21 protein-coding genes, 1 tRNA gene and 1 other RNA gene are annotated in these 22,109 nt (G+C 69.1%); 17 read left to right on the forward strand and 6 right to left on the reverse strand.

The annotated features are described in order from the left end of the window. Positions 1–2: 2 nt before the first annotated feature. Entirely contained in the window at positions 3–179 is a 177-nt protein-coding gene (locus ACV7JO_RS04560) for a hypothetical protein (protein WP_470355164.1), read from the forward strand. Positions 180–218: 39 nt separating this feature from the next. Beyond that, positions 219–1,745, forward strand: coding sequence for an FAD-binding domain-containing protein (locus tag ACV7JO_RS04565; protein WP_470355165.1), 1,527 nt, complete (start codon positions 219–221; stop codon positions 1,743–1,745). Between the two features lie 21 nt (positions 1,746–1,766). On the opposite strand, the gene ACV7JO_RS04570 is transcribed toward ACV7JO_RS04565, so the two are convergent. Then, on the reverse strand, positions 1,767–2,870 hold the full coding sequence (locus ACV7JO_RS04570) for a glycosyltransferase family 4 protein (protein ID WP_470355166.1): 1,104 nt from the start codon (positions 2,868–2,870) through the stop codon (positions 1,767–1,769). 92 nt (positions 2,871–2,962) lie between these two features. Between ACV7JO_RS04570 and ACV7JO_RS04575 the strand changes: the two genes are divergently transcribed. Further along, the gene (locus ACV7JO_RS04575) at positions 2,963–4,282 is read left to right on the forward strand and encodes an MFS transporter (protein WP_470355167.1); all 1,320 of its coding nucleotides are present in this window, start codon (positions 2,963–2,965) and stop codon (positions 4,280–4,282) included. Here ACV7JO_RS04575 and ACV7JO_RS04580 read toward each other — a convergent pair whose 3' ends face one another. Then, complete coding sequence (locus ACV7JO_RS04580) at positions 4,283–5,332, reverse strand: glycosyltransferase family 4 protein (protein WP_470355168.1); 1,050 nt, start codon at positions 5,330–5,332, stop codon at positions 4,283–4,285. It lies immediately after the preceding gene. An 82-nt stretch (positions 5,333–5,414) separates the two neighbouring features. Between ACV7JO_RS04580 and ACV7JO_RS04585 the strand changes: the two genes are divergently transcribed. The 4 genes from ACV7JO_RS04585 to ACV7JO_RS04600 all read left to right on the forward strand — a co-directional run bounded on the left by ACV7JO_RS04585 (position 5,415) and on the right by ACV7JO_RS04600 (position 7,997). Further along, the gene (locus ACV7JO_RS04585; RefSeq protein ID WP_470355169.1) at positions 5,415–5,702 is read left to right on the forward strand and encodes a ribonuclease P protein component 4; all 288 of its coding nucleotides are present in this window, start codon (positions 5,415–5,417) and stop codon (positions 5,700–5,702) included. 51 nt (positions 5,703–5,753) lie between these two features. After that, entirely contained in the window at positions 5,754–6,002 is a 249-nt protein-coding gene (locus ACV7JO_RS04590; protein WP_470355170.1) for a YhbY family RNA-binding protein, read from the forward strand. Next, complete coding sequence (locus ACV7JO_RS04595; protein ID WP_470355750.1) at positions 6,002–6,889, forward strand: mechanosensitive ion channel family protein; 888 nt, start codon at positions 6,002–6,004, stop codon at positions 6,887–6,889. The genes ACV7JO_RS04590 and ACV7JO_RS04595 overlap by 1 nt, the downstream gene beginning before the upstream one ends. Before the next feature lie 196 nt (positions 6,890–7,085). Beyond that, positions 7,086–7,997 (forward strand): CheF family chemotaxis protein, encoded by a 912-nt coding sequence (locus ACV7JO_RS04600; RefSeq protein ID WP_470355171.1) that lies wholly within the window; start codon positions 7,086–7,088, stop codon positions 7,995–7,997. A 129-nt stretch (positions 7,998–8,126) separates the two neighbouring features. Here the strand turns inward: ACV7JO_RS04600 and ffs are convergent. Both ffs and ACV7JO_RS04610 read right to left on the reverse strand, forming a co-directional pair. After that, positions 8,127–8,438, reverse strand: an RNA gene (gene ffs / locus ACV7JO_RS04605) — signal recognition particle sRNA. Positions 8,439–8,516: 78 nt separating this feature from the next. Further along, a complete protein-coding gene (locus ACV7JO_RS04610; protein ID WP_470355172.1) occupies positions 8,517–8,930 on the reverse strand; it encodes a DUF7548 family protein in 414 nt (137 codons plus the stop codon). A 79-nt stretch (positions 8,931–9,009) separates the two neighbouring features. Between ACV7JO_RS04610 and ACV7JO_RS04615 the strand changes: the two genes are divergently transcribed. Then, positions 9,010–9,294, forward strand: a complete 285-nt coding sequence (locus tag ACV7JO_RS04615) for a DUF5798 family protein (protein ID WP_470355173.1) — start codon at positions 9,010–9,012, stop codon at positions 9,292–9,294. Here the strand turns inward: ACV7JO_RS04615 and ACV7JO_RS04620 are convergent, their stop codons facing one another. Further along, positions 9,295–9,927 (reverse strand): RAD55 family ATPase, encoded by a 633-nt coding sequence (locus tag ACV7JO_RS04620; protein WP_470355174.1) that lies wholly within the window; start codon positions 9,925–9,927, stop codon positions 9,295–9,297. It lies immediately after the preceding gene. Positions 9,928–10,133: 206 nt separating this feature from the next. Here ACV7JO_RS04620 and ACV7JO_RS04625 point away from each other — a divergent pair. From ACV7JO_RS04625 to ACV7JO_RS04650, 6 genes are all read left to right on the forward strand, one after another. Then, positions 10,134–10,208 (forward strand) — tRNA-Arg (locus ACV7JO_RS04625). A gap of 663 nt (positions 10,209–10,871) precedes the next feature. Beyond that, complete coding sequence (locus ACV7JO_RS04630; RefSeq protein WP_470355175.1) at positions 10,872–12,101, forward strand: ABC transporter substrate-binding protein; 1,230 nt, start codon at positions 10,872–10,874, stop codon at positions 12,099–12,101. 135 nt (positions 12,102–12,236) lie between these two features. Beyond that, the gene (locus ACV7JO_RS04635) at positions 12,237–14,177 is read left to right on the forward strand and encodes a 3-hydroxyacyl-CoA dehydrogenase/enoyl-CoA hydratase family protein (RefSeq protein ID WP_470355176.1); all 1,941 of its coding nucleotides are present in this window, start codon (positions 12,237–12,239) and stop codon (positions 14,175–14,177) included. Beyond that, the gene (locus ACV7JO_RS04640; RefSeq protein WP_470355177.1) at positions 14,177–15,370 is read left to right on the forward strand and encodes a thiolase C-terminal domain-containing protein; all 1,194 of its coding nucleotides are present in this window, start codon (positions 14,177–14,179) and stop codon (positions 15,368–15,370) included. The genes ACV7JO_RS04635 and ACV7JO_RS04640 overlap by 1 nt, the downstream gene beginning before the upstream one ends. Continuing rightward, on the forward strand, positions 15,367–15,873 hold the full coding sequence (locus ACV7JO_RS04645; protein ID WP_470355178.1) for a Zn-ribbon domain-containing OB-fold protein: 507 nt from the start codon (positions 15,367–15,369) through the stop codon (positions 15,871–15,873). Before ACV7JO_RS04640 ends, ACV7JO_RS04645 begins: the two co-directional genes overlap by 4 nt. 2 nt (positions 15,874–15,875) lie before the next feature. Continuing rightward, positions 15,876–17,507, forward strand: coding sequence for a long-chain fatty acid--CoA ligase (locus ACV7JO_RS04650; protein WP_470355751.1), 1,632 nt, complete (start codon positions 15,876–15,878; stop codon positions 17,505–17,507). Between the two features lie 68 nt (positions 17,508–17,575). On the opposite strand, the gene ACV7JO_RS04655 is transcribed toward ACV7JO_RS04650, so the two are convergent. Further along, positions 17,576–18,103, reverse strand: coding sequence for a winged helix-turn-helix domain-containing protein (locus tag ACV7JO_RS04655; protein WP_470355179.1), 528 nt, complete (start codon positions 18,101–18,103; stop codon positions 17,576–17,578). A 177-nt stretch (positions 18,104–18,280) separates the two neighbouring features. On the opposite strand from ACV7JO_RS04655, the gene ACV7JO_RS04660 reads away from it, so the two are divergent. The 3 genes from ACV7JO_RS04660 (at position 18,281) to asnB (ending at position 22,109) form a co-directional block, all read left to right on the forward strand. Next, positions 18,281–19,135, forward strand: coding sequence for a TrmB family transcriptional regulator (locus ACV7JO_RS04660; RefSeq protein ID WP_470355180.1), 855 nt, complete (start codon positions 18,281–18,283; stop codon positions 19,133–19,135). Further along, positions 19,132–20,199 (forward strand): glycosyltransferase family 4 protein, encoded by a 1,068-nt coding sequence (locus tag ACV7JO_RS04665; protein ID WP_470355181.1) that lies wholly within the window; start codon positions 19,132–19,134, stop codon positions 20,197–20,199. The genes ACV7JO_RS04660 and ACV7JO_RS04665 overlap by 4 nt, the downstream gene beginning before the upstream one ends. Positions 20,200–20,279: 80 nt before the next feature. After that, positions 20,280–22,109 carry an asparagine synthase (glutamine-hydrolyzing) gene (gene asnB, locus ACV7JO_RS04670; protein WP_470355182.1) on the forward strand — a complete coding sequence of 610 codons (1,830 nt, stop codon included), beginning with the start codon at positions 20,280–20,282 and terminating at the stop codon, positions 22,107–22,109.

Raw genomic sequence — 22,109 nt, forward strand, 5'->3', positions numbered from 1 at the left:
CCGTGAGCGACGACACCGACGGCGGCTGGGTCCACTGGCCGACGATGGCGAAAGCCGTCGCGCTCGGTGTCGGCGTCGGCCTGATTCTCGCCGTGACGCTCGGCGACTTCGTCGTCGGGATGGTGCTCGGAGTGGTCAACGGCGTCGCCTTCGGCGTCGGCTGGTCGCGGTCGCGCTGAGCGCAGTGGACTTTTGCGCGGGCCGCCCCAACGACGGGTGTGACACGAACGGTCGCCGTCTGGCACCGTGCGGACCTACGCACCGTCGACAACGCGGCGCTGGCGGCGGCCGCGGCCGACGCGGACCGGGTCGCCCCGCTGTTCGTCGTCGACCCGGCCTACTACGGCGACGACGCGCTGGCCTGTGACGCCCGCCGGCGCTTCCTCCACGAGTGTCTGACCGACCTCCGCGAGCAGTACCGCGCCGCCGGGAGCGACCTCGCACTGTGGCACGGCGACCCGCGCGAGCGGATTCCGGAGCTGTTGGACCGCGGTGACGAGGTGTACGTCAACCGCGACGTGACCGCCCGGCGCGGGCGCGAGCGGGACCGGAGACTGCTGGACTGCGACGGCGTGACGACCTTCGCGGACGACGGCATCCGGCGGCCCGGCGAGCGCGACCCCGACGGCACCGTCGCCGTCGACACCCGCGAGAAGTGGGACGACCACTGCGAGGCGTACTTCGAGGGCGACACCCACCCGCGGCCGGACACCCTCGACCAGAACCCGCTGGAGAGTGAGGTCACCGTCGACGGAATTGAGCGGCGCTACGGTGTGTGTCCGGACAAACGCCGCGTCCCCGAGGGCGGCACCGTCGCCGGCAACGAGCGGCTGTCGGCCTTCGTCGACCGCCTCGGCGAGTATCCCAGTGTCGTCTCGCCGCCCGCGGCGGCCGCCGAGCGCTCCTCACGGCTCTCGGCGTATCTGGCCTTCGGCGCGCTCTCCCACCGCGAGGTGTACCAACGAGTGCGGGACGCCCCCGCCTCGCGCGGCCGGTCGATGTACACCTCGCGGCTCTACTGGAACCGCCACTACCACCAGAAGCTCGCCGACTGGCCGGGCTGGACCGAGCGGGCGGTCAACCCCGTCTTCCGGGGACTGTTCCGCGACGACCGCGAGGACGAGCGCGACCCCGAACTGGCCCGGGCGTGGCGCGAGGGCCGGACGGGCTTTCCGATGGTCGACGCGGCGATGCGGGCCTTGGTCGAGACGGGGTACATCAACTTCCGGATGCGCGCGCTGGTGGCGACGTTCTACGTCTACGTCCTCAAGCAGTGGTGGAAGCCCGGCGCGGACTTCATGTACGCCCACCTCGTCGACGCCGACTCGGCCATCAACTACACGCAGTGGCAGTCCCAGTGCAACCTCACCGGCGTCCATCCGGTCCGCGTCTACGACCCGGCCAAGCAGGCCCGGGAGTACGACGCTGACGGCGCGTTCGTCCGCGAGTACGTCCCCGAACTCGCGCCGCTCCCCGACGAACACCTCCCGGCACCCGCCGACGCGCCGGTCCACATCCAACGCGAGTGTGGCGTCGACGTTGGCACCGACTACCCCTACCCCGTCGTCGACTACGACCACGAGGCCGACCGCGCCCGCGACCGGTACGCCGCTCTCGCCGACCGTGCCCGCGAGGCCCTGTCGGACCCGCAGGTACGGCGGCGCTGTTCGTTCTCGAACCGCGGCCGGGACCGCACCGACGGGGACGGCGGGGACGGCGGACAGGCCACGCTCGGGGATTTCTGAGGGCCGCGCCGGCCGCCCCGGCTACAGCACCCGCGCGTACACGTCTTCCAGTCGGTCGACGGCGTGGTCGACGCTGACGGCCTCGCGGCGGTCGAGACAGGTCTTGCGGAGTGTCTCGCGCTCGCGCAGCACCCGCTCGATAGCCCGGCGGAAGTCGTCGATGTCGCCCGGCTGGTACGAGTAGCCGGTCTCGCCGTCGTCGACGGTGTCCGACAGCGCCCCCGCGTCGACGCCGGCGACGGGGGTCCCACAGCAGTTGGCCTCCAGCGCGACCAGCCCCTGCGTCTCGACGGGGCTGGGGAAGGCGAACACGTCCAAGGCGGCGTACAGCTCCGGCAGCTCCGCGCGGTCGAGAAAGCCCAGAAAGCGGGCGTCCACGTCGCGCTCGGCCGCGGCGGCTTCGAGGTCCTCGCGGGCCGGCCCGTCGCCGCCGAAGACGACGGTCACGTCCAGCCCCTCGCAGGCCGCCAGCACGTCCTCCAGACACTTCTCGTAGCCGTGCCGGCCGGTGTACCCCACCAGCGGCCCCTCGGGGAGACCGTGGCGCTCGCGGAAGTCGCTCTCGGCCGGCGGGGCGAAGAAGTCCGTGTCGACGCCGTTGGGGATGACCACCGTCTCCGTCTCGACGCCGACGGTCTCGCGGACGTGGGCCGCCGCCCGCTCGCTGGGCGCGACCACCACGTCGGCCCGCCGGAGGTACCACCGCTCGTACTGCTCGGCGCTGGACCGGACGGCCGACTCGACCCGGCCGTTGAACGCGACGTACTCGGCGTACTCCCCCGTCGGCGTGTGGTAGGACGCAACGAGCGGCACGTCGAGCTTCCGGGCGAGCCGTCGGCCCGCCATCCCGAGGCTGAACGGGGTGTGGGCGTGGACGAGGTCGGCGTCCCGGACGCCGCTGGGTATCTGTGGCATCCCGAGCCGGTACCCCTCGTAGAAGGGGAAGGGAAGGCTGCGGACGGGGAACTCCCACGTCTCGGGGGCGTGGTCGCCGTCGGGGTAGACCACGTCCATCCGGCCGCCGCGGCCGCGCCAGCGGTCCTGCCACGTCCGAACGGTGTAGGTGACGCCGTTGACGGTCGGCAGGTACGTGTCCGTGAACGCGGCCACGTGCGGCAGTGTCATCGCCGCCCGCTACCACCACCAGTCGGTAAACGCTTGCCATCCGCGGCCGCGCCAGCGGTGGGCTTTTCCGCCCCGCCGTCGACGACCCGTCAATGCCCGACGACCGCTGGCTGTACGCGTGGGCCGTCGGCTCTATCGCGCTCGGGGCGGCGTCGCTGCTCGTCCCGCTGTACTTCGTCGCCATCGGCGGGTCGACGCTCATGCTCGGCGTGCTGGCGGGTGTCGCCGCCGCGGCCGGCGCACCGGGGGCGCTCCTGTTCGGCCGCGTCGCCGACCGGACCGGCAAGCGCCGCTCGCTCGTGCTCGTCGCCCTCGCGCTCGCGGCCGCCGCGGTCGCGCTCGTCTCGCTGACCCGCGACGAGGCGCTCGTCGTCCTCGCCAACGGCGTCCTCTGGTTCGCCGCCGGGGCCGTCGCGCCCGTCCTGACGCTGCTCGTGACCGTCGGCCACCACGAGCGCGACTGGCCGGGCCGCTTCGCCGACCTCAACCGTTATCAGGGGTGGGGGTGGGCCGGCGGTCTCGTCCTCGGGCTGGCGTGGACGGGTGCGCTCTCCGGGCCGCTCGGCCCGGTGTTCGCACAGCGGACGCTCCTGTGGCTCTGTGCCGGCACGGCGGGGTTAGCGGGCCTGCTGGCCGCGGTGTGGCTCCCCGCGGACCCGGACCCAGACACCGCCGCGGGGCCGCGCCCGAGCCGTATCGCCCGGGCTATCGCTCGCTCGCGGCGGCTCCCCGTCCGGAGTGCGACGTTCCCGGTCGGCCCGGGCCGGCTCTACTGGCTCACGCGCTCGTTTCACCCCCGCCGCGTCGCCGCGCGGTTCACGCCCGCGCTGTCGCTGTACTTCCTCGGCGTCGTCGCCGTCTTCGTCGGCTTCGGCGTCTTCTGGGGGCCGCTCCCGCTGTACCTCTCCCGGACGCTCGCCTACGACTCCGGGACCGTCTTCGCGCTGTACTTCGTCTCCAGTCTCGGCTCGGCGCTGTTCTACGGCCGGGTCGGTCGGCTGGCCGCCGACCGCGACGCCACCGCCGTCCAGACGGCCGGGCTCCTCGCCCGCTCGGTCCTGCATCCGGCGGTCGCCGTCGTCGGCGCGACCCTCGCTGGCGTCGCCGCACTCGCGGTCAACGGGCTGGTTTTCCTGCTCATTGGCGTCGCGTGGGCCGTCGTCGCCGTCACCGCCGCGAGCATCGTCACGGCGCTCTCTCCGCCGGATATCCGGGGAGAGGCGCTCGGCATCTACACGGCGCTTTCGGGCGTCGCCAACGGCGTCGGGTCGGTTCTTGGGGGGTATCTCGGCGAGACCGGGTTCGGCCTCGCGTTCGGCGTCGCTGGGGGTTGTGTCCTGCTCGGCGCGCTGCTGGTCGCGCTCGTGTGGCGTCGCGCGCCCGCGGTCGACCCCGACTCGGCCGCGACCTGACTACGCCAGTTCCTCGTACGTCTCGACCAGTCGGTCGGCCACGCAGTCCAGCCCGTGTTCGCGGGCGGTCTCGCGGGCGTTCGTGCCGAGACGGTCGCGGAGGTCGGGGTTCGCGGCCAGCCGCTCCAGTGCCGCGCGAAATTCCGCGGGCCCGTCGCAGATGAGGCAGTCGTAGCCGTCCTCGTAGTACTCCCGGAAGACCGGGATGTCCGAGAGGACGACGGCCTTCCCGCAGGCCATCGCTTCGAGGACGGCGATGCCCTGATTCTCGTTTTTCGTCGGGAACAGGTAGACGTCGCCGGCCCCGAACGCCGACCGGATGTCGTCGACCCAGCCGGTGAACGTGACGTTCTCGGGCGGCTCGCTCGTCCAGCGCTTGACGGCCGCCGAGGCCTGTGGTCCGTCGTCGTAGGGCCCGAACCACGCGAACTCGTAGTCTGTCGCCTCGGCGAGTTCACAGAAGGTCGTCAGCCCCTTGCGCTCGAAGACGTTGCCGACGGCGAAGACGACCATCCCGTCGAGGTCGTAGCGCTCCCGCGTCTCCCCGCGGAACTCCTCGAACCCCTCCAAGGCGTCGATGTCGACGCCGTTGGTCACCGGCCGAATCGGCGCGTCGACCGGGTACGATTCGAGGACGCCCTTGGTGTACTCGGAGGGACAGAGCACGAGGTCGGCCTGCGAGTAGAACCACTTGAGATACCGGCCCAGCGCCGGCGCGACGAGGTTCGACCCCCTGAAACTGTCCCGGAAGTCCTCGCGCGTGACGTGGGCGTGCAACACCAGCGGCACGTCGTTGCGACGGGCGTGCCGGGCGACGGCGGCCGACCCCGGGCCGATCATGTTACAGTGGGCCACGTCGAACTCGCGGAAGACCGGGTCGTCGAGCGCGGCGTTGCCGGCCAGCGCCCACGCCGGGTGGCCGTCCGTCCACGGCGTGGTCAGCACGTCCACGTCGGTCCCGGCGAGTGCCGTCCGCTGGTGGTCGACCGACGTGCCGATGCCAGACCGGTCGAGGCGGTCTTCCAGTTCGAGGTAGTGCAGGACGCGCACACCGCGACGCTCGACGGCGGGGGTGAAATTCCTACCGGACCACTCCGGAAGGCATTTTCGCGGCCCCGCCGGAGGGACGGCCATGGCAGACGAGGCGGCTATCGCCCGCGAGCGCATCGACCGGCTCCAGTCGTTGGCCCGCGAGGCCGTGCTGGCCGGCCGCGAGGACCGCGCCCGCGAGTACGTCGCCCGTGCCCGCCGCGTGGCCGAGCGCCATCGCCTCTCACTCCCCCGGGAGTTCAAGCGGTTCACCTGCGACAGCTGTGACGCCTTCCTCGTCCCCGGCCGCAACGCCCACGTCAGGACGCGCTCGGGCCACGTCGTCGTGACGTGTGACTGCGGGACACAGGCGCGGTACCCCTACGACTGAGATTTCTTTACGAATCGGGGATTTAAGGTCGACGATGCCCAGTAGGCGTACATGACGGAAAACTCTCGCCGGCAGCGCATCCACGACCTCGACGCGACGCTCCGCGTCGGGAAGGGCGGCATCGACGCCGTCGCCGACGAACTCGACTCGCAACTCGACGACCGGCAGTTCGTGAAAGCGAAGTTCCTCCGGGCGGCCCGCGGCGGGACGACGAGCGAGGAACTGGCCGCCGACCTCGCCGACGCGGTCGATGCCGACGTGGCGCAGGTCCGCGGCCACACGGCGGTGTTCGAACGATGATGCTCCAGACGGCCGGGACGCCGCTGGCTCGGACCCTCGCTAACGCCGGCATCCCCTACGCCGACGCCATCGGGTCGGCGGTGACGTTTCTCGTCGTCTTCGCCGTCATCTTCGCCGTCGGGCGCGCGTTCGTCGTCCCCGTCGTCAACCGCTTTCTCAAGCGCCGCGACCTCGACGCCCACGCCCGCACGCCGCTGCGGAAGCTGACGAGTATCCTCGTCGTCTTCGTCGGCATCGCCGTGGCGTTCGGGATGGCCGGCTACGGCGACTTCCTCCAGTCGCTCGCCACCGTCGCCGCCGCCGCGACGCTCGCCATCGGCTTCGCCATGCAGGACGTGTTGCAGAACTTCGTCGCCGGCCTGTTCATCTTCACCGACAAGCCGTTCCGCATCGGCGACTGGATAGAGTGGGACGGCAACGCCGGCGTCGTCGAGGACATCAGCCTCCGGGTCACGCGGGTCCGCACCTTCGACAACGAACTCCTCACCGTCCCGAACTCCCAGCTCACCGACGGCGTCATCAAGAACCCCGTGGCGAAAGACCAGCTCCGACTGAAGTTCCTCTTCGGCATCGGCTACGACGACGACATCGAGCAGGCGACCGAGATAATCGTCGAGGAGGCCGAGGCCCATCCCGACATCCTCGACGACCCCGCGCCCTCGGTCCGGCTGACGGAACTGGGCGACTCCTCGGTGGGACTGCAGTCCCGCATCTGGATCGCAAACCCCAGCCGCGCGGACTTCGTCAAGACTCGCGGCGAGTACGTCACCGCGGTCAAGGAGCGCTTCGACGAGGCGGGCGTCGACATCCCGTACCCGAACCGGACCATCGGCGGCGGGCTGGAACTGTCGAACGTCGAGGGCATCGTCGAACCGGCCGACGACTGACCCGACGGTACGCGTTCTCGGCGTCGCCGCTGTCCGGCGTTTCAGAACCTGAAAACCGGGAGGGTAGTATTATCAACCAGACGTAATTATCACCGGGTAGCACACGCGACCGATATGGCAGGAAACCGACGCGGTTGGCCGTGGCCCGGTGCTTTCGCCGGGCCGCTCACGGGCTCCGGGGGCGAGGGGTGTCACAGTGGCGACTGACCTCGAAGTACCCGTCACCGCTCTCTGTCACGCCTTCGGCGAGGACCCCGTCGAGACCACCCTCTCGCTGGCGGCGGACACGCTCTCGGTGACCGGCGGCGGCGTCGACGGGGCCATCGCACTCTCCAACGTCTTCGACGCTCGGGTGGGACCGTCGCCACAGGCCGCCCGCGGTCGGCTCGGCGGGACCGTCCTCACCGTCGGGTTCGGGCGCGACGGCCGCCGCCGCGTCCTGTTCGTCGACACCGACGACGACACGCTGGAGACCCTCTGTGGTCTCCTGTACCGCCGCCTCCTCGACGGCCGGGAGGTCGCGGTCCGACACCCGGCGGAGATAGGCGGCCGCGTCACCGACGCCACGTTCGACATCGGGACCCTCCACGTGGTCCCGGACCGCGTCGGCTGTACCGGTATCTCGACCGCGTTCGAGATAGACTTAGAGACCGTCGTCGAGTTCACGCGCTCGACAGAGGAACTGCTCGGCGACCGGCAGTCGGTCATCCACATCCAGTACGTCAAACACGGCATCGCCGTCTCGCTGGACATGGCGCTGAACCCGCCGCGACGCCAGCACCTGCTGGGCCGGCACCTCCAGCGGCGGTACGCCGACGTCCGTCGGTCGATTCGGGACCTCGACGTCGCTCCGCCCTGCGTCCGGACGCTGGTCCGACTCTACTCCCGGCAGGGCAGCGCCGACCTGAGCGCGCGCCTCACCGAGCCGTCGGTCTCGACCGAGGCGGTTCTGCGGGCGCTCCGCGCGCGGAGCCTCGTCGAAGTGACCGACGGCGAGGTCGGGTTGACCTCCCGCGGGTGGATTCTCGTCACCGAGTACGTTGGCACCGACGACCCGACGGCGGCGTCGGCCGACGCCGGCAACCGCTCGCCCGGTCACACGGACTGACGGCTACGCGGACTGTGTCTGGGGAAAGTGTCCGGACCGCGACTGCGCGGACCGTGCGGGAGCGACTGCACGGACCGCGACCGACGGCCGGACGGTGCCACCGCTGTCGAGTCCGATGCCGTATGAATAGGGTGGACCCCGGGATTGCCCGGCGTTCGGGCGTGGGTAATCCCGTTTGCCTCCTCCACCCCGCGACCCCACGAGCGACGGGTGTTCGATGGTCCGCTGCTCACTTCCGTGCCTGACGGGCTGCCATCGTTTAACCACGCGAGCGCGCCCCTGCAGGTGCGACCGCGTGGACCGCCGTCCCCGCGGGACGAGGCTTCCACGTTGGCTCACGGGGTCCACGTCCGTCGGACCGGACGCCCCCGGGCTTCGGTCCCCGCTGATGACCGTACTGCGGGTGGTGAGGGGGGCCAAACCCCCCGACCTAGTCCATCGTGAAATCCGCCGCCGCCCCATAAGGGCCTTTCGGATACACCACGGGACTGCGGCGGGGTCTCCCGCTTACGGCACCGCTCACAGTAATTTCAACGCGCGTGCGAACCACGCTGCGCCCAGCGGAATCGGCGCTGCGACGAGGACGGCGACCCACCGGTGGTACTCGATGACCGTCGACGTCGTCAGCCCCAGTACCAGACTCGTCGGGACCGTCGCCGCCCACAGCAGCGTCAGGCCGACCACGAACAGGCCCGAGACGATGCTCGCGCCGGCGGCGATAGCGGGGTCGGACCGCCCCTCCCGACCCGCCGCCAACACGATGACCGTCACGAGCGCGACGGCCGCGGCGACGAGCGGCGTCACCGCCCCCGCGTCGTAGTACGCCCCGGCGGCACCCGGCGTCTCGACCACGAGATACGGGACCGCGAGCGCGAGCAGGTACAGCACACAGCCGGCGATACCGACGGCGGGCGCGAGCCGCAAGTCGTCCATACCGGGCCTGTGGCCGGCGTGGTCTTAACGCCGACGTTCGAGCGAAACGACGAAACCCCCCGTCGCCGTACGGCCGCCCATGGGACTTGGCTCCACCGCGAAGAAGCTCCAGAAAGTCGCCGACCTCGCCGACGACCTCTACACGAAGGTCAACGAGGTGAAGACGCAGGTACAGGACCTCCGCGGGACCGTCGAGGAGACGAACGACCGCGTCGCGGACCTCGAACGCGAACTGGCCCAGCAGCGGGCGCTCGTCACGGCTCTCGCGGAGGACCGTGGCATCGACCCCGAGACGGTGACGACCGAGGCGCTCATCGACGACGCCGAGTCGGACACGTCCGATTCTGACGGCGAAACGGCCTGACTACGGCTGTACCGGCCCCGTGGGTCCGTGGACGTCGACGGAACGCTCGTCCGCGCTCTCGACTTCGATGACGCCGTCGAACAGCTGTTTCAGCGTGTTCGTCGTCTCCTCGTCGTGGGCCGTCCCCTCCATGGTGTAGACCCCCAGCGCGTCGGCGTTCTCGACCCGCGAAGTGAACACGTGCATGAACCGGAACACCGTCTGGAGGTTGGCGTACATCAGTAGCGTCGACAGCGAGTCGACGAGGACGCGGTTGCGCTCTATCTCCCGCCCCGCGTAGAACGACTCGATGAACTCGGCGAACTTGATGCCGATGCCGGTCATGTCCGTCGGCGACGCGGTGAACTTGACCTCGTCGGTGTCCTCGACGGACTTCCCGGTGTGTCTCGTGACCGCGTCGACGACGCCGACCGGTCCCGGTTCGGGTGCCGTCAGCAGCGACCGGTAGTCGCGCAACACCCGGTCGGCGCTGTCGCGCGCGGTCACGACTATCGCCCCTTCGCCCGCGTTCGACCCCGCGGCCAGCGTCTTCATCGCGAGCCGCCGTTTCCCCGTCAGCGGCGGTCCGACTACCAAGATGTTCGTCCCCGGTTCGACGGTCGTGTCGTCGAGATGTCGTCCTAGCTCGTACATGACCCGTGTTACCCACTCCACTCCGACGGTGACCCACCACCGCTGTATCGAAGCGTGGCTACGGCTACTTCTGACAGACATATATTCTTTTCTGTGGCGGGTGAAAATTGCAACGGGACGCGGTCGGTCGGCCGTTTGACGGCGCGCTGTGGCGTTCGCCCCGAACCGGTTGGTTTACAATGGACCACCGGCGAGTGAGTTGTACGGGGCGCTTAGCTCAGCCTGGACAGAGTGCTTGGCTTCGGACCAAACCGTCGGGGGTTCAAATCCCTCAGCGCCCGTGACTTCTGCGCGAACGACAGTGAGCGCTGAGAGCGTCGGCTATGGGATTTGAAGTAGAGAACGCCGAGCGGAGCGAGGTGTTCGCGTGGTTCAAATCCCTCAGCGCCCGTAGAATTTTGCGGCGACCAACTCGCGAGCCGCACATTCGCCATCTGATGCTTTGAACCACGCGAGACGAACGAAGTGAGTCTCGCACTCGGATTCAAATCTCGAATTCGACCGCCTCACGTCCGACAAGAGGGTTAGATGGCACCGTCGACGATGTCCGCGACGCGCCGCCGGTGCCCGCGGTTCTGCGAAGAACTGACGCGACGACCGAAGCGGTCGCCGTGGGATTTGGTCCCCCCGGTCGGCCCCAGCCAGTACGGCGACCCCCGATTCCGGCCCTCGGCACTCGTCCCAACCCTCCGCGGCCCGCCATCTCGGAGTGTCGCGGCCCCAGTCCCACGGTTCGAGGCGAGTAGTCCGTGACTACCGAACCGGTTTCGTGACACCCGACCGACGGCCGAGAGTACCGGCGGCGTCTCTCGATTCGACTGCCCCGAGTAAGTCGTGTATCTCCGCGACTTACCTTATTGTGGTAGCGTAAGCAACTATCTAAACTCACAATAAAACCATTAGAAACAGAAAAGCTTAACATCGTATTCGTATAGATGTGGGTCATGGGTACATTTGACAGTAGCCGAAGTCGGCGGTCGTATCTGAAAGCTGCCGGCGTCACGAGCGCTCTCGGTCTCAGTGGACTCGCCGGCTGCACCGCCTTCAGCGGCGGCGGTGGGTCCGACACCGTCACCATCGCGGCGGGCGTCCCGGAGACGGGACGGCTGTCCTCCGTCGGCAAGGAGATGCTCGCCGGCTACGAACTCGGCGTCGAACTGCTCAACGAGCGCGACAACGTCGACCGCGAGGTCGAACTCATCGCGCGGGACGACGAGAGCGACCCGACCGTCCTCCGCCAGCAGCTTCAGGAGGTCACGAGCAACAACGACGTGGACATGATCTGGGGGAGCTTCTCCAGCCTGCTCGTCATGGCCGGCTCCGCGTACGCCGAAAACGAGGGTCTGCCCTTCCTCGCCGTCGCGACCTGCTACGAGGAGCCGCTCGTCTCCGAGAACAAGGAGTGGACCTACACGCCGTTCCCGAAGACGCGGGACGTGACCCGGGCGACCACCGGGATGCTCGAACTGATTCCCGAGTCCGACCGGCCGCAGGCAGTCGGCATCTGGGAAGAGAACTCCGGGTGGGGGGCCGAGATGGCCGAAGCGTGGGAGACGAAGCTCTCGGAGGCCGGCTACGACATCGCCCTGCGGGAGACGTACAACCCCGGCAGTCAGGACTTCTCGACGCTCATCTCGCGGACCGCCAACGCGGACGTCGAGGCGCTGGTCGCGTGCCCGCAGCCACCCGACGGCATCACCGCGATGAACCAACTGAACAACTCCGAGTACATGCCGGAGTTCATCGAGTTCGTGCGCGCGTCGGACCCGCAGGCGTGGTGGTCGGCGCTCGGCGAGCAGGGTAACTACGTCACGATGTGCCCGGGCTGGGCGCCCGGCATGACCGGGAACGGCAACGAGGCGTTCCTGAACACGTGGGCGGAGCGAAACGACGGCGAGACGCCGCGGGTGATGGTCGGTGTCGGCTACAACCTCGCCCAGACCACCGAGCAGGCGCTGGCGGCCGCCGACGACGCGACCCCCGAGAGCGTGCGGTCGGCGCTCGACGAGACGACGTTCAACACGGTCATCGGCGACTTCGGCTTCGACCAGTACGGGATGCCCGAACAGGGCCAACTCGCCGCGGCGAGCGCGCAGTGGTGGAACGGCCAGCAGCGCCTCGTCTACCCCCAGACCGAGCAGGCCGCGGACTTCCAGTTCCCCATCGACCTGTAGCCCGCGCACCGCCGTGCCCCTCGGCGACCCACGGCCCGCTCGACGCCGACCGAAATAGATAGTTAAGAAAATACTGCGTATATCAAAACAGCGTAACCGATAGTTTAAATAGAATGATTAACTTGTTATCAAACGATGGTAGAACGTGACATAGAGAACGTGACCGTGCTCGGTGCGGGGAGCATGGGCCACGGCATCGCCGAACTCGCCGCTATCGCGGGCCGCGACGTGGTGGTGCGGGACATCGAGGCGTCGCTCGTCGAGGAGGGCCTCGACCAAGTGGAGTGGAGCCTCGGCAAACTCGAGGAGAAGGGCAAACTCGACGAGTCCGCGGACGAGGTCCGCGCCCGCCTGTCGGGCGAGACCGACCTCGCGGCCGCCGTCGCCGACGCGGACCTCGTCGTCGAGGCCGTCCCCGAGGACTTGGACCTCAAGCGCGAGACGTTCGCGGAGGTCGACGAGCATGCGCCCGCCCACGCCATCTTGGCGTCGAACACCTCCGGTCTGAGTATCACCGAAATCGGCGCGGCGACGGACCGACCCGAACGCGTCGTCGGCACGCACTTCTTCAACCCTCCGGTGAAGATGGACCTCGTCGAGGTCGTCCACGGGGAGCGGACCAGCGACGAGACGCTCGAAACGGTCCATGCGTTCGTCGACGACCTCGGGAAACGCGCAATCGACGTCAAGCGCGACGTTCACGGCTTCATCGTCAACAACGTCATGCTACCGTTCATCGAGGAGGGCGCGTGGATGCTCGCGGACGGCGACGCCGATATCCGGCAGGCCGACGCCGCGATGGTGTACGGCCGCGGCTACCCGATGGGGCCGTTCGAACTCGCCGACTACACCGGCATCGACATCGCGTACCACTTCCGGGCCGACACTGACCTCGACTCCCCGCCGACCATCGCCGAGAAGGTCGAGGCCGACGACCTCGGGAAGAAGAGCGGCCGCGGGTTCTACGACTGGGAGGCCGACGGCCCCGACTACGAACCCGGTGACGGAGATGGATTCGACACGCTGCGCGTGGAGGCTCGGATGGTCAACGAGGCCGCGCGCCTCGTCGGCGAGGGCGTCGCCACCCCGGACGACGTCGACCTCGGGAGCAGGCTGGGCGCTCGCTTCCCCGAGGGCGTCTGCCGACTCGGCGACCAACTCGGTCTCGACGCCGTCCTCGACAAACTGGAGACGCTGCACGAGGCGACCGGGGCCGAGCGGTTCGCGCCCGCGGACTACCTCGTCGAACTCGTCGACGACGGCCGGACGGGCGTCGACGCCGGCGAGGGGTTCCACGACTACCGCGGCGACGGTCCCTACCAGTACATCAACAGGAACGTCGACGATCGCGGCGTCCTCGAAATCGAGTTCGACCGACCGGAGCGCCTGAACGCGTTCTCCGAGACGATGTTCGGCGAGGTCGAGCGGGCGCTGGCCAACGCCGACACCGACGAGGTCGCCTGCGTCGTCTTCTCGGGAGCCGGCGACGACGCGTTCAGTTCCGGCGCGGACATCACGGGGTTCATGACCTCGTCGCCGACCGAACTGATGGACGTCGACGAGGCCATCCGCACCATCGACGAGTTCGAGCGCCCTACGGTGGCCCGCATCGACGGCTTCTGTCTCGGTGCCGGCTTCGAAATCGCGCTCGCCTGTGACCTCCGGGTCGCCACCGAGGGGTCCGTGTTCGGCTCTCCGGAGATCAACCTCGGCCTGATTCCGGGCGGCGGCGGCACCCAGCGACTCACGCGCATCGTCGGCGAGGGCCGCGCGAAGGAACTCGTCTTCCGCGGCGAGCGCATCTCCGCCGAGCGCGCCGCGGACTGGGGGCTCGTGAACCGTGCCGTCCCCGAATCGGAGTTCGAGGAGACGGTCGCAGCGTTCGTCGACGACCTCGCGGACGGCCCGAAGACCGCGCTGAAAGTCGCAAAGCGCGTCATCGACGACGGACAGGACGCCAGCCTCGACACGGGGCTCGACACCGAGAGTCAGGGCTTCGCGCTGCTCACGACCACCGACGACATGGTCGAGGGCGTGACGGCGTTCAGAGACGACCGCGAACCGGAGTTCGAGTGATGACTGGAACAGCCGCAATCGTCGGCGGCGGTCACGCCGACTGGGGGAAACGCGAGGCGACGTGGAAAGACCTCGCACAGGAGGCCGGCAAGGCCGCCTTCGACGACGTGGACGGCGTCACGCCCGACGACGTTGAGGGCCTGTTCGTCGGCGCGGTACAGCCCGAGCGGTTCGCCTTCCAGAGCCACGTCGCGCCGCTGGCGGCGGAACTGCTCGGTATCGAGGTGACGGAGATGGTCTCGCGGACCGAACTGGCGTGTGCCAGCGGGCAGGCGGCGCTGCGGTACGCGTGGCTCGCCATCGCAAGCGGACAACTCGACGTGGCGCTCGTCCTCGGCGTCGAGAAGATGAACCTCGGCGACGAGTACATGCAGGAGACGCAGTCGGGCATGACGAACGTACTCGACCGCGAGTTCGACGGCGTGAACGGCCTGAACGCGCCGTCGTTCTTCTCGATGTTCGCACAGCGACACATGCACGAGTACGGCACGACGCGGGAACAGCTCGCCACGGTGAGCGCGAAGAACAAGCGCCACGCCGCGAACAATCCCTACGCGCAGTTCCAGCAGGAAGTCAGCGTCGACGACGTACTGGAGTCGTACCCGGTCGCGCCGCCGCTGTGTCTGCTCGACTGCAGCGGCATCACCGACGGGGCCGCCGGCCTCCTGTTGCTCAGCGAGGAGAAGGCGCGCGAGGTCACCGACACCGCGGCGTACGTCACCGGGAGCGGCCAGTCCTGCATGGCGAGCAACTCCATCAACAACCTCCCGTCGATGTCGGCGTGGCCTCAGGCAACCGTCGCCGCCGAGTCGGCCTACGACCAAGCGGGCATCGACGACCCCGTGGCGGAACTGGATGTCGCCGAAATCCACGACTGCTTCTCCATCAGCGAGATAATCGAGTACGAGGACCTCGGCTGGGTGGAGAAAGGCGAGGGCGGCCAGTTCGCCGCCGACGGCCGCGGCGAACTCGACGGCGACATCGCGGTGAACCCCCGCGGGGGACTGCTCGGCTGCGGGCACCCGCTGGGCGCGACCGGTGTCTCACAGGCGCTTGAAGTGTACAAGCAGTTCGCCGGCGAGGTCGAGTCGGCCCGTCAAGTGCCCGACAGCCCGGAGACGGGCCTCATCCACAACCTCAGCGGCAGCGGGAGCGTACACAGCGTGATGACGCTCGGGAGGGACCCGCCATGACCGACGACAGCGACGGCGGGCCGCCCCGCAAGACGGTCTCGGTGCCCGAAACCGTCGAGATGCCGCGGCTGCTGGACTTCTACGACCTGCAGGACGCCGAGCACACGCGCATCCACGAGTTCTACGACCGACTCCGCGACGGGTCGCTGTCCACGACCGAGTGCCGGGACTGCGGCGAGTGCCACTTCCCCCCCCGCGTCGTGTGTCCCGAGTGTACCAGCGACGACCTCGAATACGTCTCGCTGCCCCACGACGGCACGCTGTTCGCGTTCGCGGCGGTGCGGGGCACCGGCCCGCTCGGGATGGCCGACGACGTGCCCTTCGTCACGGGGGTCGTGTCCCTCGACGGCGTCGACATCCGGCTGTCGGCGCGCATCGACGGCGTCGAGTACGACGACCTCGCTATCGGCGACCCCGTCACCCTGCAGGTCGTGGACATCGACGGACCGGCGGACGGAGACAGGGTGTTTTACCGATTCGTGCCAAAGAGTGACACACCATGACAATGGACTACGACCTCACCATCACGACGTTCTTAGAGCGTGCCCGCGACCTCTTCGACCACAAGGAGATAGTCACCGCGCTCCCGGACGGCACCACACACCGCTACACGTACGGCGATGCCTACGAGCGCATCAGCCAGCTCGCACACGCCCTCGACGACTTCGGCATGGAGCCGGGCGACCGCGCGGGCGTGATGGCGGTCAATCACTTCCGCCACTTCGAACTGTACTTCGGCCCGTCCTGTAGCGCGCGCAGCATCCACATGGTGAACCACCGGCTCCCCGAACACCACCTCACCGAAATCGTCACCGAGGCCGCCGACCGGCTGATGTTCGTGGACCCGCAGTTCGTCGAGACGCTGGAACCCGTGGCGGACGACCTCGATACCGTCGAACAGTACGTCGTCTTGGGCGACGCCGACGACGTGCCGGAGACGTCGCTGGAACCGGTCACGGACTACGAGTCGTTCATCGCGGGCTACGACACCGACTACGACTGGCCGGACATCGACGAGGAGACCGAGAGCGCGCTCTGTTACACGTCGGGGACGACCGGGCTGCCCAAGGGCGTCCAGTACACCCACCGCGGCCAGTTCCTGCACACGCTGATGCACAGCCACGTCGACGTCTTCGGCATCAGCGAGACCGACACCGTGATGCCGGTGGTCCCGATGTTCCACGTCAACGGCTGGGGGCTCCCGTACACGACGACGTTCACGGGCGCGAAAATCGTGCTCCCGGGACAGCGCACCGACCCGGCAGAACTCCTCGATATCGTCCGCGAGGAGGCCGTCACCGTCGCCGCGGCGGTACCGACCGTCTGGATGGAGGTCGACCGCATCATCGAGGCGTCCGACGACCTCGGTCCGGACGCGCTGGCGACGCTGACCGACGTACTCATCGGGGGGAGTTCGCCGCCGGCGTCGCTCATCCGGAAGTTCGACGAGGTCTACGGCGCGCCGATAGGGCAGGGGTACGGGATGACGGAGGCGTCGCCACACCTCGCCAACACGCTGATGACGACGGAGGTCCAACAGCTCCCCGAGGAGAAACAGGACCGCCTCCGCATGAAGGCGGGCGTGCCCGCGCCGGGTGTCCAGATTCGACTGCGCGACGAGGACGGCGAGCCCGTGCCCCACGACGGCGAATCCTCGGGCGAACTCCAAGCCCGAGCGCCGTGGCTGGCCGGCGAGTACTACGAGCGGCCCGAGGCGACGGCGTCGTCGTTCACCGACGACGGCTGGTTCCGGAGCCGCGACGTGGCGACCGTCGACGAGTACGGCTACCTCGACATCGTCGACCGCCTCGACCACGTCATCAAGAGCGGCGGTGAGTGGATATCCAGTATCGAACTGGAGAACGCGCTCATCGGCCACGACCGCGTCGAGGAGGCCACCGTCATCGGCGTCCCCCACGAGAAATGGCAGGAACGGCCCGTCGCGTACGTCGTCGTCGACGACGCGACCGTGGACGACCTCCGCGAGCACCTCCTCGAAGAGTTCCCGAAGTGGTGGCTCCCCGACCGGTTCGAGTTCGTCGACAAGGTGCCCAAGACGACGACCGGGAAGTTCGACAAGACGGCCCTCATCGACCGCTTCGAGGACGAACACGGCTCGCTGCCCGCCGAGGAGTAGGGAGCAGCCGTCGGCACCCGCATCGCCGTTCCAGTCGGCGCGTTAGAGCGCCACTCCGCCCGGCGAAATCAAAGTCGCCGCTCCTCGGCGACGTCGAGGCTATCGAAGAGGTCGGGGCTGGCACCGAACTCCAAGACGTTCGTCATCACGCTCGTGCGGACGTTCAGCACTGCCTTGCCGTGGTTCTTGTAGAACTCGTGGAGCCAGCGCTCGCCGTCCTCGCGGTGGGGAAACAGCATGATGGACTTCCACTGGTACTCGCCGTCCGACAGGAAGTACATGAGCGTGTGCTCGCTGTCGCGGATGTGTTCCATCGTCTCCCGCCACGTCTCCGCGAAGTACTCGGGGTTGAACTTGAACTCGAACAGTTCGAACACGAAGTACTCCTCGTTGGGCATGATGGCCTCGCGGAACACGCCGGCCTCGCGCATCTTCCGGATGGACTCGTTGACGGTGACGTAGGAGACGTCGATGCCGTACTCCGCTTCGAGTACCTCCGCGAGGTCCCGTGAGGAGATGCTGGGGTCTTCCGCGAGTTCGCGGAGGATGTAGACGTCTCGGTCCTTGAAGTCGTACGCCGGCGTGTCGTCTGCCATACGCCACTCTACCCGAGTAACAGTGTTAAGATTCCGGGTCACGAACGCCCCCAGCGTTAGGACTGGGGGGTGGCGACGACCGGGTGTCGCGCCGTCGGTTCGCACGGGTCGGCGGGCCGCCCGCGCTCCCGGGACGCTCCGGCGCGTTTTTTACGTCACGGCGAGCCAAGGGCGTGTATGAGCGACCCGTCCGACGTGTTCGAACTGGTCGGGCTGACCGAGTACGAGCAGACGGCGCTGGAGGAGCTGCTGTCGCTCGGTCGGACGACGGCCCCGAACCTCGCGGAGGCGACGGGCGTCCCGAAGGCGCGCATCTACGGCGTCCTCGACGCCCTCGCCGACCGCGGGTTCGTCAAGGTGATTCCGGGCCGGCCCAAGCAGTACCAGCCCAAAGCGCCCGACGAACTGCTCGACCGCGCCGTCGAGAACGAGCGCCAGTCCTACGAGCGCTTCGCCGAGGAACTCGACGACAGGCGCGAGGCGTTCCTCGCGGAGTACGAACCGCGCTACGAGCGGGCCGGCGAGGACATCTCGCCGACGGCGGAGCTGTTCCACGTCGTCGACGTGGGCGACCCGAGCGAGCGCGAGACGCGGCGGCTGTACGACGCCGCCGAGGGGACGCTGCGGGTCATCACCAACAGCTTCGCGTACCTCGACGGCGTGGCGGGGGCGCTCGCCGACGCCGTCGACCGGGGCGTGGACGCGGACGTGCTCTTCCTGCATCCCGACGCCCTGCCGCCGGAGAAAGCTGCCGTCCAGCGCGACATCGTCGACCGGCTCCGCGAGGAGTTCCCCGAGGTCGGCGTCCGGTTCAGCCCCGAGAAGCTGCCGTGGCGTGGGACCTTGGTCGACCCGAGCATGGACTACGACAGCGGCGAGGCAATCCTGCTGGTCGAGGAGCCGGACGTGCCGAACCACATGCGACAGGCCGCTCTGACAGACAACGGCTCCTTCGTCGCCGGGATGAAACGCTACTTCGACCTCGTGTGGGACCACGAGAGCGTCGACACGGCGGCCGTCGCGTGGGAATGAACGTCGCCCTCCTCGTCAAGGAGTTCCCGCCCAACGTCATCGGCGGCACCGAGACCCAGACGCGACGAATGGCCCGCGAGCTGCAGGCCCGCGGCCACGAGGTGACCGTCTACACGAAGGACTACGGCGCGTCGAACCCGGACGACGACCGCTTCGAGTTCGCGGTCAGGCGGGTGCCGACGCTCGCCGTCTCGCCGTTCGTCTCGACGCTCACCTTCGTCGTCTTCGCCACGCTGGCGCTGGCGCGGGAGGCCGGCGAGTTCGACGTCTGTCACTGCATGATGGTGTATCCGACGGGCTTCGTCGGCACCGTCGTCCAGCGCCTGCGAGGCCTGCCGTACTTCGCGTGGATTCGCGGCGGCGACTACTACTTCATGAAGGACACGCCGGGGAAGCGCTGGCTCATCGACACCGTCCTCGCCGACACGACCGTCTTGGTCCAGTCCGCGGAGATACGCGACGACGTCGAGCGGGAGTTCGACCCGCGGGACCTCCGGGTGCTGGGCAACGGCGTGGACCTGCCCGACGGGCGGGCCGACGGGGACGCCGTCGTCTTCGTCGGCCGGATGGAGGAGTGGAAGGGCGTCGACGTGCTGATTCGCGCGCTGGAGGGGACCGACCGCCGCCTCGTCGCCGTCGGGGACGGCCCCGAGCGCGAGCGCTTCGAGTCGCTGGCCGCCGACTGCGGCGTCGACGCGACCTTTCCCGGCATGGTCGACCCGGAGGCGGTCGTCGACTACCTCCAGCAGGGGCGGGTCTACGTCCAGCCATCCGTCGGCGAGGAGGGCGTGCCCAACGCCTTGCTCGAAGCGATGGCCGTCGGCCTCCCGGTGGTGGCGACGGACTCGGGCGGCGTGGCGACCGTCGTCCGGGACAGCGACGCCGGCTTCGTCGTCCCGAAGGGCGACCCCGACGCGCTCCGGGAGCGAATCGCCGAGGCGGCCACCGACGGGACGCACGCGGAACTGAGCGAGCGCTCGCGCGCGTACGTCGAGGCGAACCACAGTTGGGCGGCTATCACCGACGAACTCGGGACGCTGTACGCGGAACTGGCCGGGCGCTGACGCCGCGCGAGCGCGCCACCCGCTCGCGCCCCGTTGCGCGAAGCGGAAAGCCCTAAACGGCGACCGCTGTAGGGCGGGGTATGTGTGGCATCGCCGGGGTCCACGGCTGGGTCGACACCGACCGGCTGGACGAGATGCTGGCCTGCATCCGGCACCGCGGCCCGGACGAGGCCGGCCGGCACGTCGACGAGCGCGCCGGGATGATGATGGGGATGCGCCGCCTCTCCATCGTGGACCTCGCGGGCGGGAGCCAGCCCATCTACAACGAGGACGGGACGGTCGCGGTGACGTTCAACGGCGAGATATACAACCGCGACGGGCTCCGGGCCGAACTGGAGGCCGCCGGCCACCGCTTCACCACCGACAGCGACACCGAGGTGCTGGTCCACGGCTGGGAGGAGTGGGGACGGGGGCTCCCCGAGCGGCTCAACGGGATGTTCGCCTTCGCGGTCTGGGACGAGACCGACGGGACGCTGTTTCTCGCCCGCGACCGACTGGGCATCAAGCCGCTGTACGTCGCCGACCTCGACGGCGGGCTGGCGTGGGCCAGCGAACTGCGCCCGCTCCTGCGGGCCGGCGTCGACCGGACCGTCGACCGCGACGCGGTGACGAACTTCTTCTCGGTCCGGTACACGCCCGGCCCGGAGACGCCGCTGTCGGCCGTCGAGAAGGTCGAACCCGGCACCTCGCTGACCGTGACCGACGACGGCGTCGACCGCCGGCGCTACTGGTCGCTGACGCCGCGGGACGTGACCGGGAGCGCGAGTGCCGTCGCCGACCGCGTGCGAGACCTCCTCGAACGGTCGGTCGAGCGCCGCCTGATGGCCGACGTGCCGGTCGGCGCGTTCCTCTCGGGCGGGCTGGACTCCTCGGCCGTGGTCGGCCTCGCCAACGACCGCTACGACGGCGACCTCAAGACCTTCTCCGTCGGGTTCGCACAGGCGGCGGCCGACGAGAGCGAGGAGGCCCGCTTCGTCGCGGACCACTTCGGGACCGACCACCACGAACTGACCGTCGATTTGGACGACATGGACGTGTTCTCGGACCTCGTGGCCCACTACGGCGAGCCGCTGGCCGACGCCGCCGCGCTCCCGACGATGCTGCTCTCGCGGTACGCCGCCGACGAGGTGAAGTGCGTCCTCACCGGCGAGGGGGCCGACGAACTGTTCGCCGGCTATCACCGCCACCGCCGGATTCCGGCCCACCGGCGGTACGCCCGCCACGTCCCCGGCCCGGCCTTCGACGGGGTCGGCGCGGTCGCCGAGCGGGCCCCGGTCGGCCGCCGCTACCTCCGGTACGCCGCGAGCCTGCGCGACGACCGGACGGCGGTCCTCGAATCGGCCCGCCGGTACAGCGACGAGCGCCCCGAGCGCTACCTCGAAACCGACGGCGACCCGGCTGAAAGCGGCCTGACCGCGAAGGTCGACGCGGCCTTCGACCACGCCCGGGACGACACGCTCCAGCGGCTGACCGCCTACGACATCGGCTACTGGCTCCCCGACGACCTGCTGTACAAGGTCGACCGCGCGAGCATGGCCGCGTCGCTGGAGGCGCGGGTCCCGTTTCTGGACCACGAACTCGTCGAATACGCCCACAGCGTCCCCAGCGAGTACAAGCTGGCGGGCTACAAGCAGGTGCTCGTCGACGCCGTCGCGGACGCGGTGCCCCGTCGCATCCTCGACCGGGACAAACACGGGTTCGACGTGCCGGTCAGCGAGTGGTTCCGCCGGGACCACGCGGCCATCGACGGGTGGCTCACCGAGCCCAAGGTCGGTGCCGCGCCGTATCTCGACGCCGACGCGGTGTTCGAACTGCGCCGGGCCCACCGCGCCGGCGACGCCGACCACGGCATGACGCTGTGGAAGGCGCTGACCTACGTCGCGTGGTACCACGAGTTCGTCGCCGAGTGA

The organism is Haloarcula sp. MBLA0138, assembly GCF_055632455.1.